This window comes from Xenorhabdus bharatensis, from assembly GCF_037996705.1.
Classification (GTDB): Bacteria; Pseudomonadota; Gammaproteobacteria; order Enterobacterales; family Enterobacteriaceae; genus Xenorhabdus; species Xenorhabdus bharatensis.
Genome location: NZ_JBBMXG010000022.1, coordinates 1 through 23,322, shown reverse-complemented (window position 1 = coordinate 23,322; position 23,322 = coordinate 1). Strand labels below are relative to the sequence as shown.

23 protein-coding genes are annotated in these 23,322 nt (G+C 39.7%); 11 read left to right on the top strand and 12 right to left on the bottom strand.

Features of this window, described 5'->3' with window-relative positions; all coding sequences use genetic code 11:
- Nucleotides 1-5 precede the first annotated feature (5 nt).
- From prpB to AAC855_RS17615, 4 genes are all read left to right on the top strand, one after another.
- Entirely contained in the window at nucleotides 6-911 is a 906-nt protein-coding gene (prpB, locus tag AAC855_RS17630) for a methylisocitrate lyase (protein ID WP_340611328.1), read from the top strand.
- Nucleotides 904-2,052 (top strand): bifunctional 2-methylcitrate synthase/citrate synthase, encoded by a 1,149-nt coding sequence (prpC, locus tag AAC855_RS17625; RefSeq protein WP_340611326.1) that lies wholly within the window; start codon nucleotides 904-906, stop codon nucleotides 2,050-2,052. Before prpB ends, prpC begins: the two co-directional genes overlap by 8 nt.
- Nucleotides 2,053-2,141: 89 nt before the next feature.
- Nucleotides 2,142-3,590 (top strand): bifunctional 2-methylcitrate dehydratase/aconitate hydratase, encoded by a 1,449-nt coding sequence (locus AAC855_RS17620; RefSeq protein WP_340611383.1) that lies wholly within the window; start codon nucleotides 2,142-2,144, stop codon nucleotides 3,588-3,590.
- Nucleotides 3,591-3,657: 67 nt separating this feature from the next.
- A complete protein-coding gene (locus AAC855_RS17615) occupies nucleotides 3,658-5,547 on the top strand; it encodes a propionate--CoA ligase (protein ID WP_340611324.1) in 1,890 nt (629 codons plus the stop codon).
- A gap of 235 nt (nucleotides 5,548-5,782) precedes the next feature.
- Here AAC855_RS17615 and AAC855_RS17610 read toward each other — a convergent pair whose 3' ends face one another.
- Nucleotides 5,783-6,412 carry a glutathione S-transferase family protein gene (locus AAC855_RS17610; protein ID WP_340611322.1) on the bottom strand — a complete coding sequence of 210 codons (630 nt, stop codon included), beginning with the start codon at nucleotides 6,410-6,412 and terminating at the stop codon, nucleotides 5,783-5,785.
- Nucleotides 6,413-6,738: 326 nt separating this feature from the next.
- Here AAC855_RS17610 and AAC855_RS17605 point away from each other — a divergent pair, with 326 nt between their 5' ends.
- The 5 genes from AAC855_RS17605 to AAC855_RS17585 all read left to right on the top strand — a co-directional run bounded on the left by AAC855_RS17605 (nucleotide 6,739) and on the right by AAC855_RS17585 (nucleotide 12,139).
- Nucleotides 6,739-8,289: an AbgT family transporter gene (locus tag AAC855_RS17605; RefSeq protein WP_340611320.1), complete on the top strand. Its 1,551-nt coding sequence runs from the start codon at nucleotides 6,739-6,741 to the stop codon at nucleotides 8,287-8,289.
- A gap of 34 nt (nucleotides 8,290-8,323) precedes the next feature.
- Entirely contained in the window at nucleotides 8,324-9,556 is a 1,233-nt protein-coding gene (gene pepT, locus AAC855_RS17600) for a peptidase T (protein ID WP_340611318.1), read from the top strand.
- 558 nt (nucleotides 9,557-10,114) lie between these two features.
- Nucleotides 10,115-10,675, top strand: coding sequence for a cytochrome b (locus tag AAC855_RS17595; RefSeq protein ID WP_340611316.1), 561 nt, complete (start codon nucleotides 10,115-10,117; stop codon nucleotides 10,673-10,675).
- A gap of 16 nt (nucleotides 10,676-10,691) precedes the next feature.
- Nucleotides 10,692-11,267 (top strand): YceI family protein, encoded by a 576-nt coding sequence (locus tag AAC855_RS17590; RefSeq protein WP_340611315.1) that lies wholly within the window; start codon nucleotides 10,692-10,694, stop codon nucleotides 11,265-11,267.
- A 284-nt stretch (nucleotides 11,268-11,551) separates the two neighbouring features.
- Nucleotides 11,552-12,139: an ATP-dependent Clp protease proteolytic subunit gene (locus AAC855_RS17585; protein ID WP_340611314.1), complete on the top strand. Its 588-nt coding sequence runs from the start codon at nucleotides 11,552-11,554 to the stop codon at nucleotides 12,137-12,139.
- Between the two features lie 39 nt (nucleotides 12,140-12,178).
- Here AAC855_RS17585 and AAC855_RS17580 read toward each other — a convergent pair whose 3' ends face one another.
- On the bottom strand, nucleotides 12,179-12,484 hold the full coding sequence (locus AAC855_RS17580; RefSeq protein ID WP_340611313.1) for an antibiotic biosynthesis monooxygenase family protein: 306 nt from the start codon (nucleotides 12,482-12,484) through the stop codon (nucleotides 12,179-12,181).
- Between the two features lie 213 nt (nucleotides 12,485-12,697).
- Between AAC855_RS17580 and sigJ the strand changes: the two genes are divergently transcribed.
- Nucleotides 12,698-13,624 (top strand): RNA polymerase sigma factor SigJ, encoded by a 927-nt coding sequence (sigJ, locus tag AAC855_RS17575; protein WP_340611312.1) that lies wholly within the window; start codon nucleotides 12,698-12,700, stop codon nucleotides 13,622-13,624.
- Between the two features lie 22 nt (nucleotides 13,625-13,646).
- Here sigJ and AAC855_RS17570 read toward each other — a convergent pair whose 3' ends face one another.
- The 6 genes from AAC855_RS17570 to eco all read right to left on the bottom strand — a co-directional run bounded on the left by AAC855_RS17570 (nucleotide 13,647) and on the right by eco (nucleotide 18,644).
- Nucleotides 13,647-14,084: a GNAT family N-acetyltransferase gene (locus AAC855_RS17570; protein WP_340611311.1), complete on the bottom strand. Its 438-nt coding sequence runs from the start codon at nucleotides 14,082-14,084 to the stop codon at nucleotides 13,647-13,649.
- Between the two features lie 25 nt (nucleotides 14,085-14,109).
- Nucleotides 14,110-15,015, bottom strand: a complete 906-nt coding sequence (locus AAC855_RS17565) for a glycosyltransferase family 2 protein (protein ID WP_340611310.1) — start codon at nucleotides 15,013-15,015, stop codon at nucleotides 14,110-14,112.
- A gap of 96 nt (nucleotides 15,016-15,111) precedes the next feature.
- A complete protein-coding gene (locus tag AAC855_RS17560) occupies nucleotides 15,112-16,110 on the bottom strand; it encodes a glycosyltransferase (protein WP_340611309.1) in 999 nt (332 codons plus the stop codon).
- A gap of 41 nt (nucleotides 16,111-16,151) precedes the next feature.
- Entirely contained in the window at nucleotides 16,152-17,057 is a 906-nt protein-coding gene (locus AAC855_RS17555; RefSeq protein ID WP_340611307.1) for an ATP-grasp fold amidoligase family protein, read from the bottom strand.
- A 195-nt stretch (nucleotides 17,058-17,252) separates the two neighbouring features.
- Entirely contained in the window at nucleotides 17,253-17,948 is a 696-nt protein-coding gene (gene aqpZ / locus AAC855_RS17550) for an aquaporin Z (protein WP_340611306.1), read from the bottom strand.
- 222 nt (nucleotides 17,949-18,170) lie between these two features.
- Entirely contained in the window at nucleotides 18,171-18,644 is a 474-nt protein-coding gene (gene eco, locus AAC855_RS17545) for a serine protease inhibitor ecotin (protein WP_340611305.1), read from the bottom strand.
- Nucleotides 18,645-18,915: 271 nt separating this feature from the next.
- Between eco and AAC855_RS17540 the strand changes: the two genes are divergently transcribed.
- Nucleotides 18,916-19,143 carry an HP1242/YdcH family protein gene (locus tag AAC855_RS17540; RefSeq protein WP_099121944.1) on the top strand — a complete coding sequence of 76 codons (228 nt, stop codon included), beginning with the start codon at nucleotides 18,916-18,918 and terminating at the stop codon, nucleotides 19,141-19,143.
- Between the two features lie 175 nt (nucleotides 19,144-19,318).
- On the opposite strand, the gene AAC855_RS17535 is transcribed toward AAC855_RS17540, so the two are convergent.
- The 4 genes from AAC855_RS17535 to AAC855_RS17520 form a co-directional block, all read right to left on the bottom strand.
- The gene (locus AAC855_RS17535; protein WP_099121945.1) at nucleotides 19,319-19,567 is read right to left on the bottom strand and encodes an ogr/Delta-like zinc finger family protein; all 249 of its coding nucleotides are present in this window, start codon (nucleotides 19,565-19,567) and stop codon (nucleotides 19,319-19,321) included.
- A 99-nt stretch (nucleotides 19,568-19,666) separates the two neighbouring features.
- Nucleotides 19,667-21,124, bottom strand: coding sequence for a phage late control D family protein (locus AAC855_RS17530; RefSeq protein WP_340611304.1), 1,458 nt, complete (start codon nucleotides 21,122-21,124; stop codon nucleotides 19,667-19,669).
- Nucleotides 21,121-21,627, bottom strand: a complete 507-nt coding sequence (locus AAC855_RS17525) for a phage tail protein (protein WP_099121947.1) — start codon at nucleotides 21,625-21,627, stop codon at nucleotides 21,121-21,123. The genes AAC855_RS17530 and AAC855_RS17525 overlap by 4 nt, the downstream gene beginning before the upstream one ends.
- Nucleotides 21,627-23,322, bottom strand: a 1,696-nt coding sequence (locus AAC855_RS17520; RefSeq protein WP_479715143.1) for a phage tail protein, incomplete at its 5' end; no start/stop codon positions are given. The genes AAC855_RS17525 and AAC855_RS17520, both read right to left, overlap by 1 nt.

The window sequence follows — 23,322 nt, the reverse complement described above, 5'->3', positions numbered from 1 at the left end:
TGCATATGGGATTTTATTCTGCCGGTTTGACTTTTCGTCAGGCAATAAAAGACGAGTCTCCGTTACAGGTGGTAGGCGCGATCAATGCAAACCACGCCCTGTTGGCAAAGCGAGCAGGTTATAAGGCTATTTATCTTTCCGGCGGCGGTGTTTCAGCGGGTTCACTAGGTTTGCCGGATTTGGGTATTTCAACACTGGATGATGTATTAACCGATACCCGGCGCATCACTGATGTGTGCGATTTACCCCTGCTGGTAGATGCGGATATCGGATTCGGTTCCTCCGCATTTAATGTGGCCCGCACAGTTCGGTCTATTATTAAAGCAGGAGCTGCCGGACTGCATATTGAAGATCAGGTCGGTGCAAAACGTTGTGGTCATCGGCCAAATAAAGAGATTGTCTCCAAAGAGGAGATGGTAGATCGCATTAAAGCAGCCGTTGATGCTCGTAATGATGAAAATTTTGTCATTATGGCACGTACTGATGCGCTGGCTGTAGAAGGATTGAATGCTGCCCTTGACAGAGCCGAAGCTTATAGAGAAGCAGGAGCAGATATGCTGTTTCCGGAAGCCATCACAGAGCTACTAATGTATAAAACCTTCGCCGAAAAAACACAGATTCCAATACTTGCAAACATTACCGAATTCGGAGCCACTCCACTTTTTACCCTTGAAGAACTCAAAAGTGCGGATGTCTCTATCGCTCTTTATCCCCTATCTGCATTTCGCGCCATGAACAAGGCTGCTGAGCAAGTCTATACCGCCCTCCGGCGCGATGGTACGCAAAAAAATGTGCTCCATATGATGCAAACCCGTAATGAGCTTTACGAGAGTATCAACTATTACGATTTTGAGCAGAGGTTGGATGCTCTGTTTTCCCAAAAAAACAATCGAGGTGATACACATGAATGAACAAATTATAGGGATTAAACCGAAAAAATCTGTTGCTCTGTCAGGTGTTACAGCGGGTAATACCGCGCTTTGTACCGTTGGGAAAAACGGCAAGGAATTGCATTACCGGGGTTATAATATTTTTGATTTGGCCTCTCACTGCGAATTTGAAGAAGTTGCCTATCTGTTAGTCCATGAAAAACTGCCTTCCCGTGCCGAACTCTCTGCCTATAAGACCAAACTGAAAGCATTAAGAGGTTTGCCGAGCAGCGTTAAATCCGCACTGGAAGCACTGCCCGCAGTTGCACATCCAATGGATGTGATGCGTACAGGAGTCTCCGTTCTTGGTTGTACATTACCGGAAAAAGAGGATCATAATCCTGCTGGTGCCCGCGATATTGCTGACCGTCTACTCGCTTCCCTCAGCTCGATATTACTTTATTGGTATCACTATAGTTATAACGGACGTCGCATCGATGTAGAAACTGATGATGATTCTATCGGAGGTCACTTCCTGCATCTTTTACACGGGCAAAAACCACGGGCATCATGGGAAAAAGCAATGCATACTTCCCTTATCCTGTATGCAGAACATGAATTCAATGCATCGACTTTTACCAGTCGGGTCATTGCCGGGACAAATTCCGATATTTACTCTGCCATTATCGGGGGGATCGGGGCGCTGCGAGGTTCAAAACATGGTGGTGCCAATGAAGCTTCATTTGATATTCAACAGCGTTATGATACACCTGATGAAGCAGAAACTGACATTCTCCGCCGTCTGGAGAAAAAAGAAGTGATCATTGGCTTCGGGCATCCGGTTTATACCATTTCTGATCCACGCCACAAAGTCATCAAAGAGGTTGCGCAGACGCTCTCCGAAGAAGCCGGCACACTGCAAATGTTTAATATTGCCGATCGCATTGAATCTGTGATGCAGGATAAGAGAAAAATGTTCCCGAATCTCGACTGGTTTGCGGCTGTATCGTATCACATGTTGGGGGTTCCTACCGCTATGTTTACGCCACTGTTTGTGATTGCCCGTACTTCCGGCTGGGCGGCGCACATTATTGAACAGCGTATTGATAATAAAATTATCCGTCCTACTGCTAATTATACCGGCCCGGAAAATCTGCCGTTTGTCCCGATTGAAAAGCGCTGAGAGCCGCTAATTAATAGCTTGATAAACAGTACATTAATGCAATTTTTCCAAAAGGATTGATTATGTCTACCTCCATTCCTGTCTCTGCACTGTCTTTCGTTGTCAATAACCGGCCTGAATACGACCAAGTGATTGTAGATATCGTGGATTACGTCATGGACTACATCATCGTTTCCCCCATTGCCTATGTCACCGCCCAACACACATTCTTAGACGCCTTAGGCTGTGGTTTAGAAGCGCTGGAATACCCCGCCTGTACTAAATTACTGGGGCCGATTGTACCGGGAACCGTTGTTCCCAATGGAGTACGAGTACCGGGAACGCAATTCGAACTCGATCCCATACAGGCTGCATTCAATATCGGCACACTCATCCGCTGGCTGGATTTTAACGATACCTGGCTTGCTGCGGAATGGGGGCATCCGTCTGATAATTTAGGCGGGATCCTTGCTGTCGCGGACTGGTTGTCAAGAAATGCTGTCGCCCGTGGGGAAGAACCACTGACCATGTGGGATGTCTTTGCAGCCATGATTAAGGCATACGAAATTCAGGGTTGTCTGGCACTGGAGAACTCGTTCAATAAAGTCGGTCTGGATCACGTCGTTTTGGTAAAAGTTGCTTCAACCGCTGTGGTTGCACAAATGATGGGTCTGGATCGTGAACAGATATTAAGCGCCGTGTCACTCGCGTGGGTAGATGGCCAGTCTTTGCGGACATATCGCCATTCGCCCAATACAGGCTCCCGTAAATCCTGGGCAGCGGGCGATGCCACTTCCCGCGCCGTTCGTCTGGCGCTGATGGCAAAACAGGGTGAAATGGGCTATCCCTCCGTATTAACTGCCGAAAACTGGGGCTTTTATGATGTTCTCTTTAGGGGCGAATCTTTTCAGTTTCAGCGTCCTTATGGCAGTTATGTGATGGAAAACATTTTGTTCAAAGTTTCTTTCCCTGCTGAATTTCATGCTCAGACTGCGGTTGAAGCGGCCATGCAGCTACATCAACAACTGAAAGCACAGGGAAAAACTGTTGAAGATATCGCTCAAATCACTATTCGCACCCATCAGGCCTGTATCCGCATTATTGATAAAAAAGGCCCGCTGCATAATCCGGCAGACCGGGATCACTGCATTCAGTATATGGTTGCCATTCCATTACTGTTTGGGCGTCTCACTGCGGCAGATTATGAAGATGATGTTGCCAGAGATCCGCGTATTGATATTCTGCGGGAAAAAATAACCTGTGTTGAAGATGCTGATTTCACACAGGATTACCTTGACCCCAAAAAACGTTCTATTGCTAATGCCCTGACCATGACTTTTAATGATGGCAGCCAGCTTGATGAAGTCATCATCGAGTTCCCAATCGGGCACAGACGCCGCCGTGCCGACGGTGTTCCGGCACTGCTGGAAAAATTCAGAACCAATCTGGCAAGGCGTTTCACCGAAGAACAACAACAAAAAATTCTGTCAGTCTCCCTTGAACTTAACGATATAAAAGACATCCCTGTAAACGAATACCTTGATTTATACCGTATTTAATCTGCAATTTATTGACATCACATCAGGAAAATATTACGTCAGGAAAAATATCTCGTTAGGAGAAATTATGTCATTTCAAGATTTTTACCGGCGTTCGATTGATGACCCCAGTGATTTCTGGGCAGAACAAGCCAGACGGATTTATTGGCAACATCCTTTTGAACAAACGCTGGATCACAGTGATCCTCCCTTTGCCCGCTGGTTCTGTGGCGGAAAAACTAACCTATGCTACAACGCATTAGATCGCTGGCTGGAAAGCCAGCCTGATGCCAAGGCGTTAATTGCGGTTTCAACAGAAACCAATACCGAGCAAGTCTTCACCTATCGGGAGTTATATCAGGAAGTCAATCAGGCAGCCGCGATTATGCTATCTCTCGGTGTCAAAAAAGGCGACCGTGTCGTGGTATATATGCCGATGGTAGCAGAAGCTCTGTTTATCCTGCTTGCCTGTGCCCGCATTGGTGCCATCCATTCTGTTGTTTTTGGCGGGTTTGCTGCCCATAGCCTTGCTACCCGATTAGATAATGCAGAGCCGGCACTGGTCGTTTCCGCTGATGCAGGATCCCGGGGAGGAAAAATCATCCCCTACAAACCATTATTAGATGAAGCCATTGAACTGGCAGCACATACCCCACGTCATGTATTGATGATAAACCGTGGGTTGAGTGAAATAAATTGGGTCAAAAACCGGGATCTGGATTTCGCCACATTACGACAGGCACATTTGGGAGCTGAAGTTCCTGTAACATGGCTCGAATCCAATGACGTTTCCTGTGTGCTCTACACGTCCGGGACAACAGGAACACCCAAAGGTGTACAACGGGATGTTGGTGGTTATGCCGTTGCTCTGGCAACATCTATGGATATTATTTTTGGCGGCAAACCCGGCGGGACATTTTTCTGCACATCAGATATTGGCTGGATTGTAGGACATTCCTATATTGTTTATGCCCCGCTGATTGCCGGAATGGCAACCGTCATGTATGAGGGACTGCCCATCCGACCGGATGCCGGGATCTGGTGGCGGATTGTGGAAAAATATCACGTTACCAGAATGTTTTCTGCACCAACAGCCATTCGTGTCCTGAAAAAATACCCGACAGACAATATTGCTCAATATGATATTTCCTCTCTTGAAACGCTCTATCTGGCAGGTGAACCACTCGACGAACATACCGCGCGCTGGATTACTGAAACCATTAATGTCCCTGTGATAGACAATTACTGGCAAACTGAAACTGGCTGGCCAATTATGGCAATCGCACGAGCACTGGATGACAGACCCGGTCATTTTGGTAGCACCGGCTTCCCGATGTACGGTTTTAATGTCAGATTAATTAATGAGCTAACCGGACAAGAATGTGGTGATAACGAAAAAGGAATGTTAGTTATCAAAGGCCCCTTACCCCCGGGATGTATCCAGACTATTTATGGTGATAATCGCCGTTTTGTGAATACCTACTGGAAACACTTCGAGCAACAGGTTTATTCGACTTTTGACTGGGGTATTCGTGATAGTGAGGGTTACTACTTTATTTTGGGGCGTTCGGATGATGTGATTAATGTTTCGGGCCATCGTCTGGGAACACGGGAAATAGAGGAGTGTATTGCAAGCCATCAAGATGTTGCTGAAGTTGCCGTTATCGGTATTAAAGACGATGTCAAAGGGCAAGCCGCTGTTTCCTTTGTCGTCCTCAAAGAAGGAAAAGAAATTCAGAGTGCTGACCACTTTGCAACGTTGGAAAAATCGCTGATGGATCTGGTCGATAAAAAGATGGGTAGTGTCGGGCGTCCGGCACGTATTTATTTTGTCACACAATTACCTAAAACCCGTTCAGGGAAAATGTTACGCCGTACTATGCAGGCAATTTGTGAGGGCCGAGATCCCAGTGATATTGCGCTGATAGAAAACCCAGCGTCACTGGATGTGATACGTGATGCGGTTTATCATCATTAATGCTAACGGATTACAGTATTCTCGCACCTATTTAAACGGTGTTTAGCAGGAGGGTATTACTATACAACTGTACTACATTTTCCCAGCTACTTTTACCCATTCCTGCTCCGTGCCAATGCGGAGCTTTTTTTTATTTCTAATGAATTGCATGATGGCGTATGATCTGAAATCAGAGCGCTTTTATTGCGCTCTTCAATGAATTTGTTGCTTTTTAGCGGGAATGAAAAGCAATATATTAATGCGCGATTTCAGGTTCTTTTTGCGCTGCTTCCAACCATTCCACCATTGCCGGATGTTTTAGAATCCTATCAATCCATGCCTGACTCACAGGTGTAAATTTCAATCCGTAAGTTCTGGCTCGGAAAGCTACCGGCGCAAAAAATGCATCCACTGCTGTGAAAGAACTTCCTGCCAGCCATTCACCGCCAAATCGGCTTAACCCTTCAGACCAAAGTTCATCAAGCCGAGAAAGATCGCTCTGTAATTCAGGGGATATCTCAGCTAATACCACTGTTTTTGTGCAATTCATTGAACAAATCTGGCGTAATGCAGTAAAACTAGAATGCATTTCTGCTGCCGCACTTCTTGCCCACGCTCTGGCAGTACGATCTTTTGGCCATATCTGAGCATGTTCCTCTGCAACATATTCAGTAATAGCCAGTGTATCCCAAACTGTAATATCACCATCTACCAGACAAGGGACAAGACCCGTTGGTGAGAATGCCTTAAATTTCTCATGGCTACTTTTACCATCTTCAAAGTAACTTAACTGCTCGTTGAAAGGAATATTCAGCGCTTTGAGTAAAATCCACGGACGCAACGACCAGGAAGAGTAATTTTTATTCGCTATCCACAATGTATACATCGTATTTCTCTCTGTTAGTCCCTTTATATTTGAATATGCTGCTTTACTGACTACCATCCGAAATATATTGGGTATGATGGTGAATATTGATACATGAGAACATTATAGTTTTTTTCTACCAGAGTAAATACATATATATCAAACTGACTTTTGACATTGACATCAGTCCTACAGCACCTATAGTTTTTTTATCCAAAGTCTTAAATGCTTTAGGCTATAGACCTATTAAAGATGCGGAAAAAATTAATAAAAAAGTGATATTCTTTTAATAAACAATTAACTGCGGTGTGATCGTATTATTCTAATAACATGAGTAAATTGCAAATATGACAACAAATATTTATCCCCAAAGAAAAGGGTTTTTAAACCGTGTCGAACGTATAGGTAATGTTATGCCCGGCGTAACAATGTTATTTGTTTATGCCCTGATAATATGTTGGCTTTTATCGTTTTTACTTTCTTTCGTAAATTTTGATTATTATCATCCCATTTCGAAAGAGAAAATATCTATCGTTAATTTATTTCAATATGAGGAAATTATATTATTCGTGACAGGGGCAGTGAAAAACTTTATTAATTTCCCGCCATTCGGAATTACAATCGTTTCAACGTTAGGAATTGGAATTGCAGAAAGTAGTGGTTTTATAAAAACAGCATTGAAAAAAATGCTTTCTTTCATTACCCCCAAAATGCTCACCCCAACCGTTGCTTTTGTCGGTATTGTTTCTCATCTGGCATCGGATTCCGCTTATGTTATCTTAATGCCGGTTTCCGCCATGATGTTTTATGCCTGTGGCAGGCATCCTCTTGCGGGTATTGCTACCGCATTTGCCGGCCTTGCCGGTGGTTTCACTGCAAGCTATACGCCTTCTATCATTGACCCTATCATGCAGAGCTTCACACAGGATGCGGCTCAGATGATGGCGCCCGGTTACCATGTGAATGTGCTCTGTAACTACTTTTTCAGCCTTGGGGCGACATTTGGCGTTATTTTAATCTGTTGGTTCATCACAGAAAAAGTCGTAGAACCTTGGTTGAACAAGAACTGCCCTGTTTCAGCCGGTATTGAAACAGATACTGAAAAGGATCTGGAAAAAATTACACCTGAAGAAAATCGTGCATTTCGCATTGCAGGATCTACCGTGTTATTACTGGGTATAGGTCTTATCGCCTTATTATGGCCGGAAACATCCCCAATGCGAGCACCGGATGGCAGCATGACCAGCCCGAAAGCTCCTATTATGCAGATAGTTGTCCCGCTTTTATTCCTGTTTTTCGCTGTGCCGGGTATTGTGTATGGCTATTTAACTAAATCCTTTACCTCAAGCCGTGATGTCATTAAATCAATGGAAAACATCACGCAGTCATTAATCCCGTTTATTGTTTTTGTGTTTTTTGCCGCTCAGTTTTTGTACTCATTTCATCACTCAAATCTTGGTACATTATTAGCCTTATCCGGTGCGGAGCTGCTACGTACACTCGAAATGCCATCCGGTCTGACCGTATTCGGTGTGATCATATTAACGGCTATCATTAATATTATGATCACATCAGCAACCTCGAAATGGGCAATTATGGCGCCAGTACTTGTGCCGATGCTAATGGCCGTCGGTATTTCCCCTGAATTAACACAAGCTGCTTTTCGGGTTAGTGATTCAGCAATGAACGTCAGTACGCCGATGTTTCCGTTCTATCCTTTGATCCTCATGTATTGCCAGAAATACTATAAAAATGCCGGTATCGGCACCTTATGCTCAATGATGCTCCCATTCACCATTGGCTTGCTGATTATTTTAACGGCAACACTTTATGTGTTCTGGGCATTTGATATTCCGATTGGTTTCGACAGTGGTTACACATGGCACCCTGCACAATAGAGCTTCATGTATTGAATACAGAAAGGAAGAAAAAATGAATGAATTAGGTCAACAGCTTGAACAACGTTTCTACCGCTATTTAGCTATTGAAAGCCAGAGTGATGCCACCAGCATTATTGTACCGAGTACCGAAGGGCAACGTAAGCTGGCAGAATTATTGGCGAAAGAGCTGGAAAGTTATGGTCTTGATGATATTTATATTGATGAGTACGCTATTCTTTATGCTGTGCGTCGTGGCAATAAACCATCCGCCCCAAAAATTGGTTTTGTGGCCCATCTGGACACCGTTGATGTCGGGTTGTCGGCAGTCATAAAACCGCAGACCTTACTTTATGAGGGAAAAGATTTATGCCTGAACAGTCAAGAAGATATCTGGTTTAAAACAAGCGAACACCCCGAAGCAGCCCCTTATATTGGTGAGCCAATCATTTTCAGCGACGGAACCAGCGTTCTTGGTGCAGATAACAAAGCTGCGGTTACCGTTATCATGGAGCTGATGGATAAATTACAGCAGGCGGAATTTGACTGTGGTGATATTTCTGTGGCTTTTGTTCCTGATGAAGAAATTGGGCTACGTGGCTCCAAATTGATGGATTTATCCCGTTTCAATGTTGATTTCGCTTATACAATTGACTGTTGTGCGCTGGGGGAAGTCATCTATGAAACTTTCAATGCAGCCTCTGTCGAAATTACAATCAAAGGCATTAGCACACATCCTATGTCTGCAAAGAATGTATTGTTAAACCCAATCAGAGTTGCATATGATTTTATCGGCTGTTTTGATAAATATGATACACCCGAGCATACTGAGCACCGTGAAGGTTATTTTTATTTTACGAACTTAATCGCCAATCCAGATAACGCAAAAATCAAAATGGCCATTCGTGATTTTGACCGTAATAGCTATAAAGAGCGTAAAGCTTATATTACTCAGTCAATTGAACTTATCCGGGCCCGTCACCCCCGGGCAAAAATAGATTATAAGATTGAAGATGTCTACAGCAATATCAGCGACTCATTAGGTGACGACCGTACCGCAATTGATCTGATTCTTGAAGCACTCAAAATTCAAGGAATTACTGCTAATATCATTCCGATGCGTGGAGGCACAGATGGCTCGGCTTTATCGGCAAGAGGTATTTTCACACCAAATTACTTTACCGGAGCATTGAATTTCCATTCTCGTTTTGAATTTTTGCCGATGAGCGCATTTGAAAAAAGCTATCTGGTCACGGAAACGATTTGTCGCCTCGTTGGGGAAAAATAAAAAACTGACTTAATTAAATGCATAATAAATAGCCAGCTACCAAGTGGGTGGCTATTTAACAACAAGAGTAAATAATTTTATCAATTAACAGTAATTATATTCACAACAGAAATAATCACAAATGATATATATTTAATAACAATTTTAATTAATAATCCAAACTCATAAATATGCCACCCATCTTAATTAATTAAACTTATTTTTATATATCTAAGATGAATATATTTATTCCATTTTATTTTATCTAACTCGAAAAGGAGAACATTAAATTCATTATTGATAAATTTTGATATTCTTAAACAAATTATTTGTCTGAAATTCACAGAAATAATGTCAGACTTTCATCTATTATAATGCTTGGGATTTTCACTTATGTTTATGCCCTTCGTCTTTCAGACTGCCTCTTTGTTGGCTGTACTTATTCATTCCGGTCACATAGTTATCTATGCTCCCGAGGATGAATTTTTTTGCCGCCGCGATAAAGCTTGAAATTCTTTGGGTATATAACCTGTGTTAGTAGACTATATTTTTTAAAGTGATCAAAAATAAGGAAACGATATGCTGTTAAAAAACACTTCCAAACAATTTGGTCATGTCTCTGTTTTGATCCACTGGTTAATTGCTCTCGCTGTTTATGGAATGTTCATGCTGGGGTTATGGATGGTGACATTAAGCTATTATGATAGCTGGTATCACCGTGCACCTGAATTGCATAAAAGCATTGGGTTCATGATTTTTATCGTCATGGTCATTCGTGTTATCTGGCGATTTATATCTCCCCCGCCAAAACCTCTGAGCAGTTACAGCCAACTTACACGGATCAGCGCAAAACTGGCTCATCTTACCCTTTATATTGTCCTGTTTGGCATTTTATTCAGCGGATACTTTATTTCCACCGCTGATGGTCAACCCATCAGTGTTTTTGGCTGGTTTGAAATCCCTGCCACACTCGTAAGACAAGGGATACAAGCAGATACCGCAGGTATTATCCATTTATATCTTGCCTGGCTGATTGTTGTATTTTCCCTTTTGCATGGGCTTGCTGCATTAAAGCATCACTTTATTGATCGTGATAGTACGCTAAAAAGAATGTTTGGTTTCCCACCAGACACAAAATAAATTTTGGAGAATCATTATGTTGAAAAAGACGTTAATCGGCCTGACTGCGGGTGTTTTATTGATGGGGGCAAGCTCAGCAATGGCATCCAACTATAAAATTGATACTGCTGGCCAACACGCCTTTATCGAGTTCCGTATTCAGCATTTAGGTATGAGCTGGGTTTATGGTAATTTCAAAAAATTTGATGGTGATTTTACCTTCGATAGCCAAAACCCGACCGCTGATAAAGTCAGTGTCGTCATTAAAACTGACAGTATCGATACCAACCATGCTGAACGTGATAAACACTTACGTAGTGCTGACTTTTTAAACACTGCAAAATACCCAGAAGCCAAATTTACCTCAACTAAAGTGGAAAAAGAGGGTGAACAGTACAAAGTTATCGGTGAACTGACACTCAATGGTGTAACCAAACCAGTCACACTGCAAGCGAAGCTGATGGGAGAAGGTAAAGATCCGTGGGGCGGTTATCGCGCCGGGTTTGAAGCGAACGGCAAAATTAAATTGAAAGATTTCAATATCAAAGCCGACTTGGGGCCAAAATCGCAGGAAGTTGAGTTAATCATTTCTGTAGAAGGGGTTAAGGAATAAGTTTAGTATTCTTCTGTGTTAGACAGAGACCATAACTATTCCCTCATACCATAACAAATTTAATTTCCGCCGGATGATTAGGTATTAAAAATCATACGGCGGTTATTCAATCATTCCCAAACTTATTCCACTGAAAATCAAGTCTTAAATAATTAGATAATCCGTTAAATTCACAAAAAATACATTTCAATCAATTAAAATGTCAATGAAAAAATAAACTTTCAGGAAAAATTTTTAGGGCTATATTTTTTATAATAAAGAAAAATTTTCAAGTGAGAATACAAATGACAAACAACAGCCCAGAAAAAAATAGCCTCATCACACCTCTTTTTCAGGATAAACTCTTTCAATCACGTTCTATAATTATTTCCGGAGAAATCAACCAACAATTAGTTGAGAAAGTGATAACTCAGCTTCTTCTACTACAGGAACTCAATAATAATCCCATAAAAGTTTTCGTTAACAGTCAGGGGGGACACGTCGAATCCGGGGATACTCTGCATGATATGTTCAAATTTATTAAGCCAGAAGTGTTTATGATAGGTACTGGCTGGGTCGCCAGTGCGGGCATCACTCTCTTCCTTGCAGCCAAAAAAGAACATCGCTATTGCCTTCCTAATACCCGATTTATGATCCACCAGCCTTTGGGTGGCGTTCAGGGAAGAGCCACCGACATTGAAATTGAAACAAAAGAAATATTAAAAATGCGTGGTCGCATAAACCAGCTTATCAGTGAAGCCACCGGTCACCCTATAGATAAAGTGGCAAAAGACACCGACCGTAATTTCTGGATGGGGCCGGAAGAAGCCCGTGATTATGGCATCGTCGGGAAAATTATCAGCCACTGGAGTGAGTTGAAAGAAAAAGCCTGATTTTACTCAGGCCTTAAAAGAAAGCTTCCAATTATAATTTCAAGCTGAATACTGCCCGACAATTTTATAAATCCCTGGATTGGGCTTAGCAAGCGCTAAAACGCGCTTTGCAAATTCAGCTGATTCAGGGTCTGACTGTGTTGCCTGAATGTCAGCGATACTTTTCCATTTTGCTATATTCACAACACTGCTACCGTCACCACTTGCCAGCAATGTGACTGAAATAAATCCTGGGCGTTTGCTAATAACTAATTCGGTTCCTTCTTGCAATAGTTTGATAACTTCAGTCTGATTCTTTGGATCGACTTCAATAATATTGATAAATATAACTTCAGATTCGGACATTACATATCTCCTTAGTGAGTACATCTGTTACCTTCAAGTTACCGCTTGATCGACGGCAAATTTCGTAGAGTCTGATATAAAGACGAATCCCCATAACAAAATGTCAGACTTTTAAATGTATTTTTTTAACTATTATCAAATGAGGATGCCTGACATTTTCATCTAGTATCTCGTCATATAATTTGGACCATTTCAATATTGGAGAATGTAAAAGTGAATAACAGGAAACTAATTAAGAATAAGTGTCATAACGAATCAGAGAAAGTGTATTCTAAACGCACCAAGCTTGAATTGATGGCGTACAAGTTTTTGGGAACCATCCCAGATGCTGAAGATGCCGTACAGGAAACCTATTTACGATGGTATAAACTTACATCAGTTGAACGTGAGCAAATCATTTCTCCCATAGCCTGGCAAAGAACAGCGCTAACCCGAATCTGCTTGGATAAGCTTAAGTCAGCCAAATCAAAACGTGAAATTTATATTGGTGAATGGCTACCTGAACCAGCTTTAGAAAGTGAAAGTTGGGGGGCTGCGGCTGAACTGAGTAAAGGAACTGACCCTGCCGATCATCTTATCTTTGCGCACTCAGTTTCTATGGCACTAATGGTTGTCCTTGATAAAATGACTCCTGCTGAACGAGTCAGTTTTATTCTTCATGATGTATTTCAATATTCTTTCGAAGAAATTAGTGAGATTGTAGGCAGAACACCACAAGCGTGCCGACAACTAGCCTCATCTGGGCGAAAAAGGGTTAACCAGAAAAGGCAATTATCCTCCTCTAAGGCAGTACATGCTCGAGTAAATGCTGCTTTCCGGATGGCATGGCTTACAGGTAATATACAGGAATTAGTTACTATTCTAGACGAACGAGTTAATGCTATTACTGATGGGGGTGGTTTTGTCAGTGCTTCGACCATACCACTGATTGGCCGGGATGCAGTTATTGATTTTTTCCTTTCCGCTTTCACACGCCAAAATGATCTCCAACTCGAGGAAAGTTTTGTTAATGGAGAACCAGGGCTAATTGGAAAAGCCGCTGGTCGAATTATTTCAGTTATTTCAATCTCTGTCAGAGAAGGTCGTATTTCTGATATCTGGGTAATGCGCAATCCGGAAAAATTGACTGACTGGAATTAACAAATTAGATTGAATAAAGTGACTACTTTTGCCTTTTCTCTAGTGTCCAGACGAAATCTTGCTCTGTAACAGGTTTAAATCCCAGTTTCTGATAAAGCCAGCTTGCTGAAGAAGTTACCAGTGTTACATGATCTACATCGGTAACGGCTGGATGCTGTAAAACGCACTCCATCAACCAGCGCCCTAATCCTTTCTTTTGATACTCATCAATAATAAACACATCTACGACATAAGAAAATGTCGAAAAATCAGTTATTAACCTAGCGAATCCAATTTTTTTATCTTGATGGGATAATAAAAAGCATAAACTATTTTCTACCGCAGTTTTAACTTTTTCAAATTCAATTCCTCGAGCCCAAAATAATTTAGTGAGGTTATTATGTACAAAGTTGATATCAATCTTACTCTTATCTGTTGTAATCCAATAATCATCACGTTTCCATTGCATAACTTGCTTCATATTATTCCCCTTTAAGTGTATCAAATTACAGCTTTAATATTTTTCGCTTAAAGCTGAATCTTACATTGGGATCCAAAAAATATGAAACCTTATTCACTGCTTTTATCATTCCTTCTAGGTAACCTTTCTTTTCATCTGATAATAAATTTTTTCTTTTTAAAAGATGCTCTACAGCATGAGTAATAATAATGTTTTTATATTTATCACTAAAGACATTATTCATGTTTATAATCACATCAGCCATAATATTAGCTTTATCAGGATTAATATCATTTGATAAACTATTACTCCGTTTTATATAATTATAAAACACAGAGCCTGTTATAAAAATATCTTTACTTATTAATAATATATCAGGAAATATAAGTGCATCTTCATAACAGATAACTTCGGGTATTTTTATACCTTCAAATAACTTTCGATTAAAAAACTTCCCACAAAAATGGGCCTGAAATTTTTTATGCTTCAAAAAAGCTCTAACTGCTTCATCTTGTGTTAATTTTAATGGCAAGATGAAGTTAGACTTATAAATACAATCAGAATTATTATAGACATCATTAATTTTAGATATCAAAATATCAACTTCGTTAGAAACCAAAAAATCCAATACCATATCAAGATCGAATAAAGGAATTACGTCATCACCATCTATGAACGTTATATATTTACCCAAGCTATTCTGAATCGAAAAATTCCTTACCTTACCAATATTGCCAAACTCCGTTCTAAAATATTTAGCATTGTTATTTCCTTGCTCCTTAAAAAACATCATAATTTCAGGTGTTTTATCAGTGGATTTATCATCAATTAATATAATTTCAATTTCACGATTTTCATTAACACCAATACACCTTTCTATACTTATTAAACAATTATGAATAAAATTCTCAAAATTATGTGCTGTAACAATGATGGATAATATAGGCACCATATTAATCTCGACATATAGATAATTATTTATTATGTTTTTTTACGTACTTCAAGAATTTTTTATCTTATTTCGACTTATTACTTAAAGAGAAAAAAGTTATAAAAATAATTTTATTTTTTTCCTGTTGGAAAAGTAAATAAATCTGGAGTATATTTTTAATAAAAACCCAATTACGTTAGTTGTTTTAGACCTAGAATACAATTTATATTGCTTGGCTATTAATATATCATGTACATATCCCCTATCTTCCTGAGCCAATAACAACATTATCCCCATTGCTATTTGTTTCAATATTCTATTTAGCTTAATAATTTCATAACCAGATAGTTTATCTCTCAAGTTGATTTTTACCAAACTATTTAAATCCACTTCAATACCTAAATAAGGTATTAATTTAAATTGGGATTCAGCTGAATAAAGCAATTGCTCATTATAATCATCGTCCCTTACCTTTTCAGGATGAACCCTGTATTTTAATAAAACATCTGGAAGATTAATAAACCTATACCCTTTACCAATTGTTAACAAAAATAAACTAACCCATAATCCATAATCTTGTGCCCTTTTATAATTTTCAGGATAAGAAACTCCTAATTTCAGGAAGGTTTCTTTTCTTATCATTACAGTAGGATGATAGAAAGGACAGTCAAATGCAATGCGGGATATTATGTTTTCATGGCTTAAAGGTGGGATTTTATTATTACCCGGTTCTTCATAGATACTCATAGCTGTACCACAAACAATAACATCAGTATGCTCAACCATAAAATCATATTGTTTTTTGAGCCTGTCTGGAAATGAATAATCATCAGCATCCATTCTTGCTATGAACTCTCCTCTGGATAAAGATATTGCCATATTCAAAGATTTAGCAAGACCCATATTATAGGCATTAGTTATAATTTTAATTCTGCTATCTCTCTTCTGAAACTCAGAGAGTACCTGACTTGTATTATCCGTTGAGTCATCATTAACTATGATAAATTCATAATCATAGAACGATTGATTGAGAATTGACTCCACAGCTTCAGACAAAAATTCATAACCATTGAAAACGGACATTATTACAGAAATCTTAGGAACACCTTCATTCATGAAACAAATCCTTATATTAATTTATCACTTTGAATCTAAATTTAACTTCTATTATCAAAATCCAATTCAATAAGAGCACCAATAATTTCATCTACATTTTTATTTACTTTACTGTTTAACTCATTATCTATACCAGCAGAATGGATAAAAGTTAACTCACCAAAATTTATTATCCTATCATTTAGATATAGATCAACCCTGACAAATGGAAATGGTTGCGCTAATTTTTCAGCATAGAAAAATAATTTTTCAAAATTTTCTGGTTTTATCAGACAACCAACATCATTATCCATATAATCGATACCATAAGGTAATACTTCCCAATTTCTATCTATAAAATAAAATTTTGGATTTCCTGATTCTCTATCAGCACATACCATGACGAACATGGCTTTTCCATTGAAACAAAACATTTTGTAATCGTAAGGTAATAACCCATCTTTTGTTTCAATTAATTTTTCACATATAATTTTCTTAGGTATATTTTTATATACCATTTCCACAGATTTACGCCAATAATCTTCTCTCATCCAACGATTTAACTTTTTAACTTCATCAACAATATTAAGATTTTTTTTGTCTCTGCATATAATGTTATAACATGCACCATGGTTGCACTTCATAACAAATTTATCAGGAAGATTATCCCAACCGATATCGCTGGCTTTATCCCAAGAGCCATAAAGGGGGATCAGTATTTCTTCACACCCTCTATCTTTCACATAACCTCTAACAGATAATTTATCAGAACACTGAGTAACTAACTTATTGTTATTATATGTATTGAGTTTTAACCATTGTAATTTTTCATTAAATGTAGTGGGCGTTACCAGATTTAGTTTTTTATTTAATCTCTCTTTGTAAATTGATTTTGTAACAAATTCAGGGAATAATTCACATATATGGTAGAAAAGTTTATTCCTTAGCATCTTAAGATATTTATTCATATAGAAATTCTTTATCATAGATTGAGATTTACAACCAACTTTAACATCTAATGAAATTTCCATATTAAGATTGTTGTATATACTACCATAACATTCTTAAACGTTTACTCTATAAGCGCTAATTAATATTCCTTACCCACTTAGAAAAATGCCACACTATCGTATGGCATTTAATAACATAACAACATTTGTCATTTACTCATTTTTTTGTAATAACCATCTGTATATCAAGCCACCAATAACTCCACCAATCAAGGGAGTTAGCCAGAATAACCATAACTGTTCTATCGCCCAAGTTCCTTGAAAAATAGCTACTCCTGTGCTCCTTGCAGGGTTAACTGATGTATTTGTTACAGGTATACTAATTAGGTGAATCAGGGTTAACGCCAAACCAATCGCCAATGGCGCAAACTTAGTTGATGCATTCTTATCTGTAGCTCCAAAAATAACAATCAGAAAAAATGCACTTAATACCAACTCAATGATAATAGCAGATTGTAATGAAAATCCTCCGGGAGAATGTTCCCCATACCCATTGGAAGCAAAACCGCTTTCCGTTGCATCAAAATCACTCTGACCACTCGCTATTAAATACAATATCGCTGCGGCCGCAATTCCTCCAATCACCTGAACAATAATATAAGGAATGACATCTTTGGCTGGAATACGTCCACCAACAAATAAACCTAATGTGACAGCCGGATTAAAATGCCCCCCTGAAATATGGCCGACAGCGTATGCCATAGTCACAACCGTTAAACCAAAAGCCAGTGATACTCCCACAAAACCAATCCCAAGCAGTGGGAATGCCGCCGCTAAAACAGCACTTCCACACCCTCCGAACACTAACCAAAAAGTTCCTAAGAACTCTGCCGATAATTTTTTAAACATTCTATGATTCCTCAACGATACCTGCATGAATGCAAAAGAATCCAAACAAAGTTTAGTTAGTATTTTTAAATATGTGCAAGGATCCGTCAGCAGAAAATAGATGATGAGAAAATAAGGAGAGTAATAATTTCAGTAATTAGAGAGGATGTATTTATTTAATCAACATAACAACCTGAGTTTATTGATATTAAACTCAGGTTGTTGAGTTACTTAATGAGTAATTTATTTCTGTACTGATGTATTGACCTTATCTGATGCCTGCCAAATACGGTATTTAACTTTTATTGTCTTCGGTGTATATACTACGATTGGTAATTTACTGTTATAACGTACAAATGCATCCTTATCTAAATTCACTGTCACAAACTTCATGACTTTTTTCTGATCTACACAGGCCATTTTAGTTGACATTGGGCCAACCACTTTATCCAACTCATAGTAATTGTATCCCCAACCATCGATATTTTTGGTTTCGAGCTTCCCACCAAACCAGTGATGATTACAATCTACCATCATACTTTTACCAATCATCAATTCGACCATGTAATTATTTTCGTCCTTTTCAGATGCTAGCGTAATTACATTGCGAACCATGCCCTCTGAAGGTTCAGGAAATGGAGCCAGATCATTCGTTTTATCAGCCTGAGCATAAACAGAAACGCTCATAGCAGCTAAAGCAAGCAGATACTTTTTCATTTTTTCACCTCTTGGTATGTTTAACAACGCAAGAGAATCATAACAGCGAAAATTCAGTAATAAATTATGCTTTTTTGGCAACGCACTGATTTTTACCACTATTATTTTGAAAGAAAATAACAGCCCCTTCATTGGAGAATAAATTTACATTAACAATCATAGGGATATGCCATTTTTATAAAATATTTTTTATGTGATATCTCTCAAATCTGGTATTACAATGGGCTGCTACACTCATAGTGTGGTAGTAAACTTCGTAATTGGAGGTCCCATGTTTCCAGAATTTGCAGAAGATCGTGATTTAGTATCCAACCTGAAAGACTCCCACCCTCGTTTCCAATCCTTGTTTGAAAAACATAACCGCCTTGACCATGAAATATCGCAGCTTGAAGGCCCGAATGGGGCTGGCTATAACGAAAAAGTCGTGCGATTAAAAAAAGAAAAACTCCATATAAAGGATGAGATGCAAAGGATTTTACAGGCGGAATCTCAGAAGTAATCCTGCCATAGACTGACGCCTGCTACGCTGAAAAGCGGGCGTCTCATGAAGACATAGATTTTTGAGCCTCAGTCATAAGGTTCTCTTATTGAGAACTTTTCATTATCAATATCCATAAAAAAAGCCACCATAAAGGTGGCAAAAACTGGAGCAAGGTTTTTTTCATTATTTATATTTATTGGGTTACAGCAGCTTGTGGCGCAGCTTTCTGACGAGGTTGTCTCTTAGTTTTTGCCCTCGGATGCGGCGTAACACTTTCAACATCACCTGGCTTAGAAATGAAGCGCACAAACGTTTCATGGCTGACGAACGTTGCCCCACAATTGATATTCTGGCATTGGTTATAGCGCTCTTTTGTTTGGCTGGAATGCTCAAAGCTACTACGGGTATGCGCTGATTGATTACAAAGAGGACACTTGATCATAATTGTTCACCTTTCTTGAAAGCATTGTTCTTGGGATAACAGTCTTGAAATAACACCATCTCGTATGGTGAACAATATATCAAAGATCTCATATCGAGATCAAGCATTTATTTTGGGATCTTTTGCTTCTGGTTTGATTTCAACCTCATCAAGTTTAACCTCAAGATCCAGTGACGTAGTGAATCCACTGTCACTAAGATTGTGAGTGACTTTAACGATTGTCCAGTCAGTGCCATCGATTTCTTTTTTAAATCCCTCAATATGCACTGGCATTTCAGGGTAAAGCTCAGCACGCCCTTTCGCTAAAGTAATAGAGAACTGTGCTACACCTCGCTGTAATTTTTTCCAAGCTGCTTCGGCTGCGCGTCCTGCCTCTTCTTTGCTGGAATATATACGAGAAAGAGTCAGAACATTTTCATTTGAACCTTGCAAATATTGCTTGGATTTTTGTTGCTCAGTGGTTGTTTGTTCATATTCAACCACAGACTCTTGTTGTTCTTCATAAGAAAAACTTCCATCAACGCTGAAGCTCTTGTCACTTCGCTTTTCCCCTTTACGAACGGGCTGAACATAAGAAGGTTTATGCTTTTTTGATCCGCTTTTTGCCAGATCTACCCTCCCCGATTTATGTTTAGACTTTCCTTTCTCCTTTTCCGGAGATTTTTTGTTTTTAGAACCTCCATCTTTTTTAGGTGACTCTTTATTTGATGGCTTATCTTTTGTCGTATCCGGTTTAGTACTTTCATATTGAACTGATACTTCAACCTTAGTATTTTGGGATTCTTTCCGCTTATACTCTACCGTCTGTTTAGCCGTTGTGCGTGTATCCAGCCACTGCGCTATTACTCCGGTGTAAGACTCACGATCTGATAGTGTAAATCTGTGATTATCGCCAGAATTACGGATAATTTTGACCGGAGGAATAGGCGTACCACTGCCTGTTTCATTCTCTCCTTGACGAATAAACAACAATTCGCCATTTTTGACCGATGCAATCGCCCCTTCCTGCTTCGCTACTCTAGTCAAAAAGCTTACGTCAGATTCATTAGTCTGATCGATATGCACAGTGATGTTTTTTAAAGTATCACTAACCTTAAAGTTCAATTGATTTCTTATCGCGACCGTACTAACTATAGTTTCTAACGTGTGTTGATGGTAAGACAACTCGCGCTTAACGTTCATATAACCACGTAAATCAACACTGCGGGCACGTATGGTTACTCGATCAGGAGCACCAACATGTTCAATTTCATCAACAACGAATTTTCCTTTTGGGGTTAAAGGGTAGCCATGCCACCCCAATTCCAATGTCAAAATATTGCCTCTTGATGGCAGTTTGAGTTCACCATTTGCATCATCCAGTTCAATATCAAGCTGATCTGATTCCCCTCCTCTATTATCCGTCAGAGATAAAGACATTAAACGTGACTGTATTTTTCCGGTAATATCCTTATTATCGATTTCTAAGCGAAAAGCTGGTGCTCCCTCTTTGCCTGTAATCAAATCGAATTGAGGTATCCAACCTGTATTTGGTACCCACTGTTTGAAATCGATCATGAGAAGAACTCCTTAACTGTCTTTATACCGTCATCCTTCAGTTTCGAAAGCTCATCCCATGAGTTAGGCATTTTGCCTTTAATATCCGTCAGCTGTTGCTGCAAATCGCCCAACATCTCCAACAGATTGTTATCAACACGCCGTAGTGTTAGCGTAAAGCTGATTTTACGGGGCGCACCACCTGACATAAATTCCGTTTTTGTTTGATCAATGCTTTCAATAACAAACATGCCATAAATTGCGCCACTACCATCAATCAAAGACCATGCTTTGCCACTATCAGCCATCAATTTCAATGCTATTAGCGACAAGGAGCCACCTGTCAGTTCAGGATAAAGATCTCCAGATAACGTTACTGTATCGTTATCCGGACCCACAAATTGCCATGCAGGCCGTGCTCCCACACGGCTATTGAAGGCATGTCTCCAACTTTGTTTATGTTGAAAACTTTGGTATGGCGTGGTTTTCAGCATAAAAACAAATAAACCAAGTGCTGCCATCATCAGAAATCTTCTCCTCTGTCAGAAAGTGAGCTACGCATACGGGCTTGCTGCATACGTTCCCGTTGTTCCAGTTCCTGCCTGACCATTCGGGCGATATCCTGCGCGGACTGTCCCTGAGAGCCATAGACATAAATGTTATATTGCGGTGCTACACCACTAAATTGCTGTGGCTGGCTTCGCCCCTGTTTTGCCTGAACTTCCTCATAGGCATGAGCAGGCAGACTTTGTGCATGTAACGGTGCGTCCTGCGCTGCAACAGGTAATGACATAGCGCTGATGGCAACGCCCACGGCTGCATACTTCGCCGTATCTAAACGACTAGTAACACTTGCCCCGCCACTAACAAGTTCAGGACCGCGTTCTCCAACAATGGCTGTTTTTCCAGCAGGGACATAGCCACCTTTATCGTATAGGGGCGGCTGTACTTGTTTAGCCTGCTGAGCCGTTTCATTTTTAGTAATTTCCTCTGTTTTCTTTAGTGCAACTTCCTTTTTCTCATCGCCTTTCCACCATGATGTGAAGACGTCAGTAATAGCAGAAATCTTACCTTTCAGTGCTTCCCATTTTTCCTGAATACCAGTCAACAGATTATCGATCATATCCGAACCGGCAGTTTTTAATTTCTCTGGAATAGCCTGAACATCGGCAACAATTTCATCCCATTTATCTGAGATTGATTTTTTGACACTTTCCCAAATTTCAGATGTATTCTGTTTAACTGACTCCCAGGCACCACTGATTGTTGACTTGACCCATTCCCAGGCTTCCGAAGCACTTTGTTTAATCGTGTCCCAGTTATTGTAGATAATGCCAATTAAGCCACCATCCATGAAAAAGCTCTTAATACCTTCCCACGCTATATTGACAAGGTTTTTAATTCCCTCCCAGGCACCACTGAAGATATTTTTCACACTATCCCATAAAGCCATAAATTTCGGCCCCAATGACTCCCAATTCTGCCAAATATAAATAGCAGCCATTGAAATGACACCAATAATGGCAAGGATTGGATTCGCCATCATAACGCGTCCGACAACCATTATTGCCCGTCCAATACCACTAAATGCATTACCTAAAAGGCCTAAACCTTTTGTGCCAATATTTGACAGAATATTTATGCTATTGCCTAAAAATCCAAAAACCTTTTGACCAATATTACCTAATGCACCTATATCTCGCCTTGGTTGCCCAAATGCATCGTTTTTCCCGCCTTTATTAAATAATGTTCCGAAGGCAGTTCCAAGAAATCCGAAAACTCTTGCACCAATACTACCCAGAATATTCAAGCTCATTCCTAAAGAAGCAAATATTCTTACACCTATCTGACCAAAGATATTTAAGCTAAACCTTAACGAAGCAAAGATTCTAATTCCTAATTGTCCAAATATATTTACTCCAATCCTTAAAGAACCGAAGATTCTAATTCCCAGCTGACCAAATATATTCAAACCTATTCGCAACGAGCCAAATATTCGTAGACCTAATTGTCCAAAGATACTCAGTCCAACCCTTAAAGAACCGAAGATTCTAATTCCCAGCTGACCAAATATATTCAAACCTATTCGCAACGAGCCAAATATTCGTAGACCTAATTGTCCAAAGATACTCAGTCCAATCTTTAAAGAGCCGAAGGTTCTAATTCCCAGCTGACCAAATATATTCAGACTTATTCGCAACGAACCAAATATTCGTAGA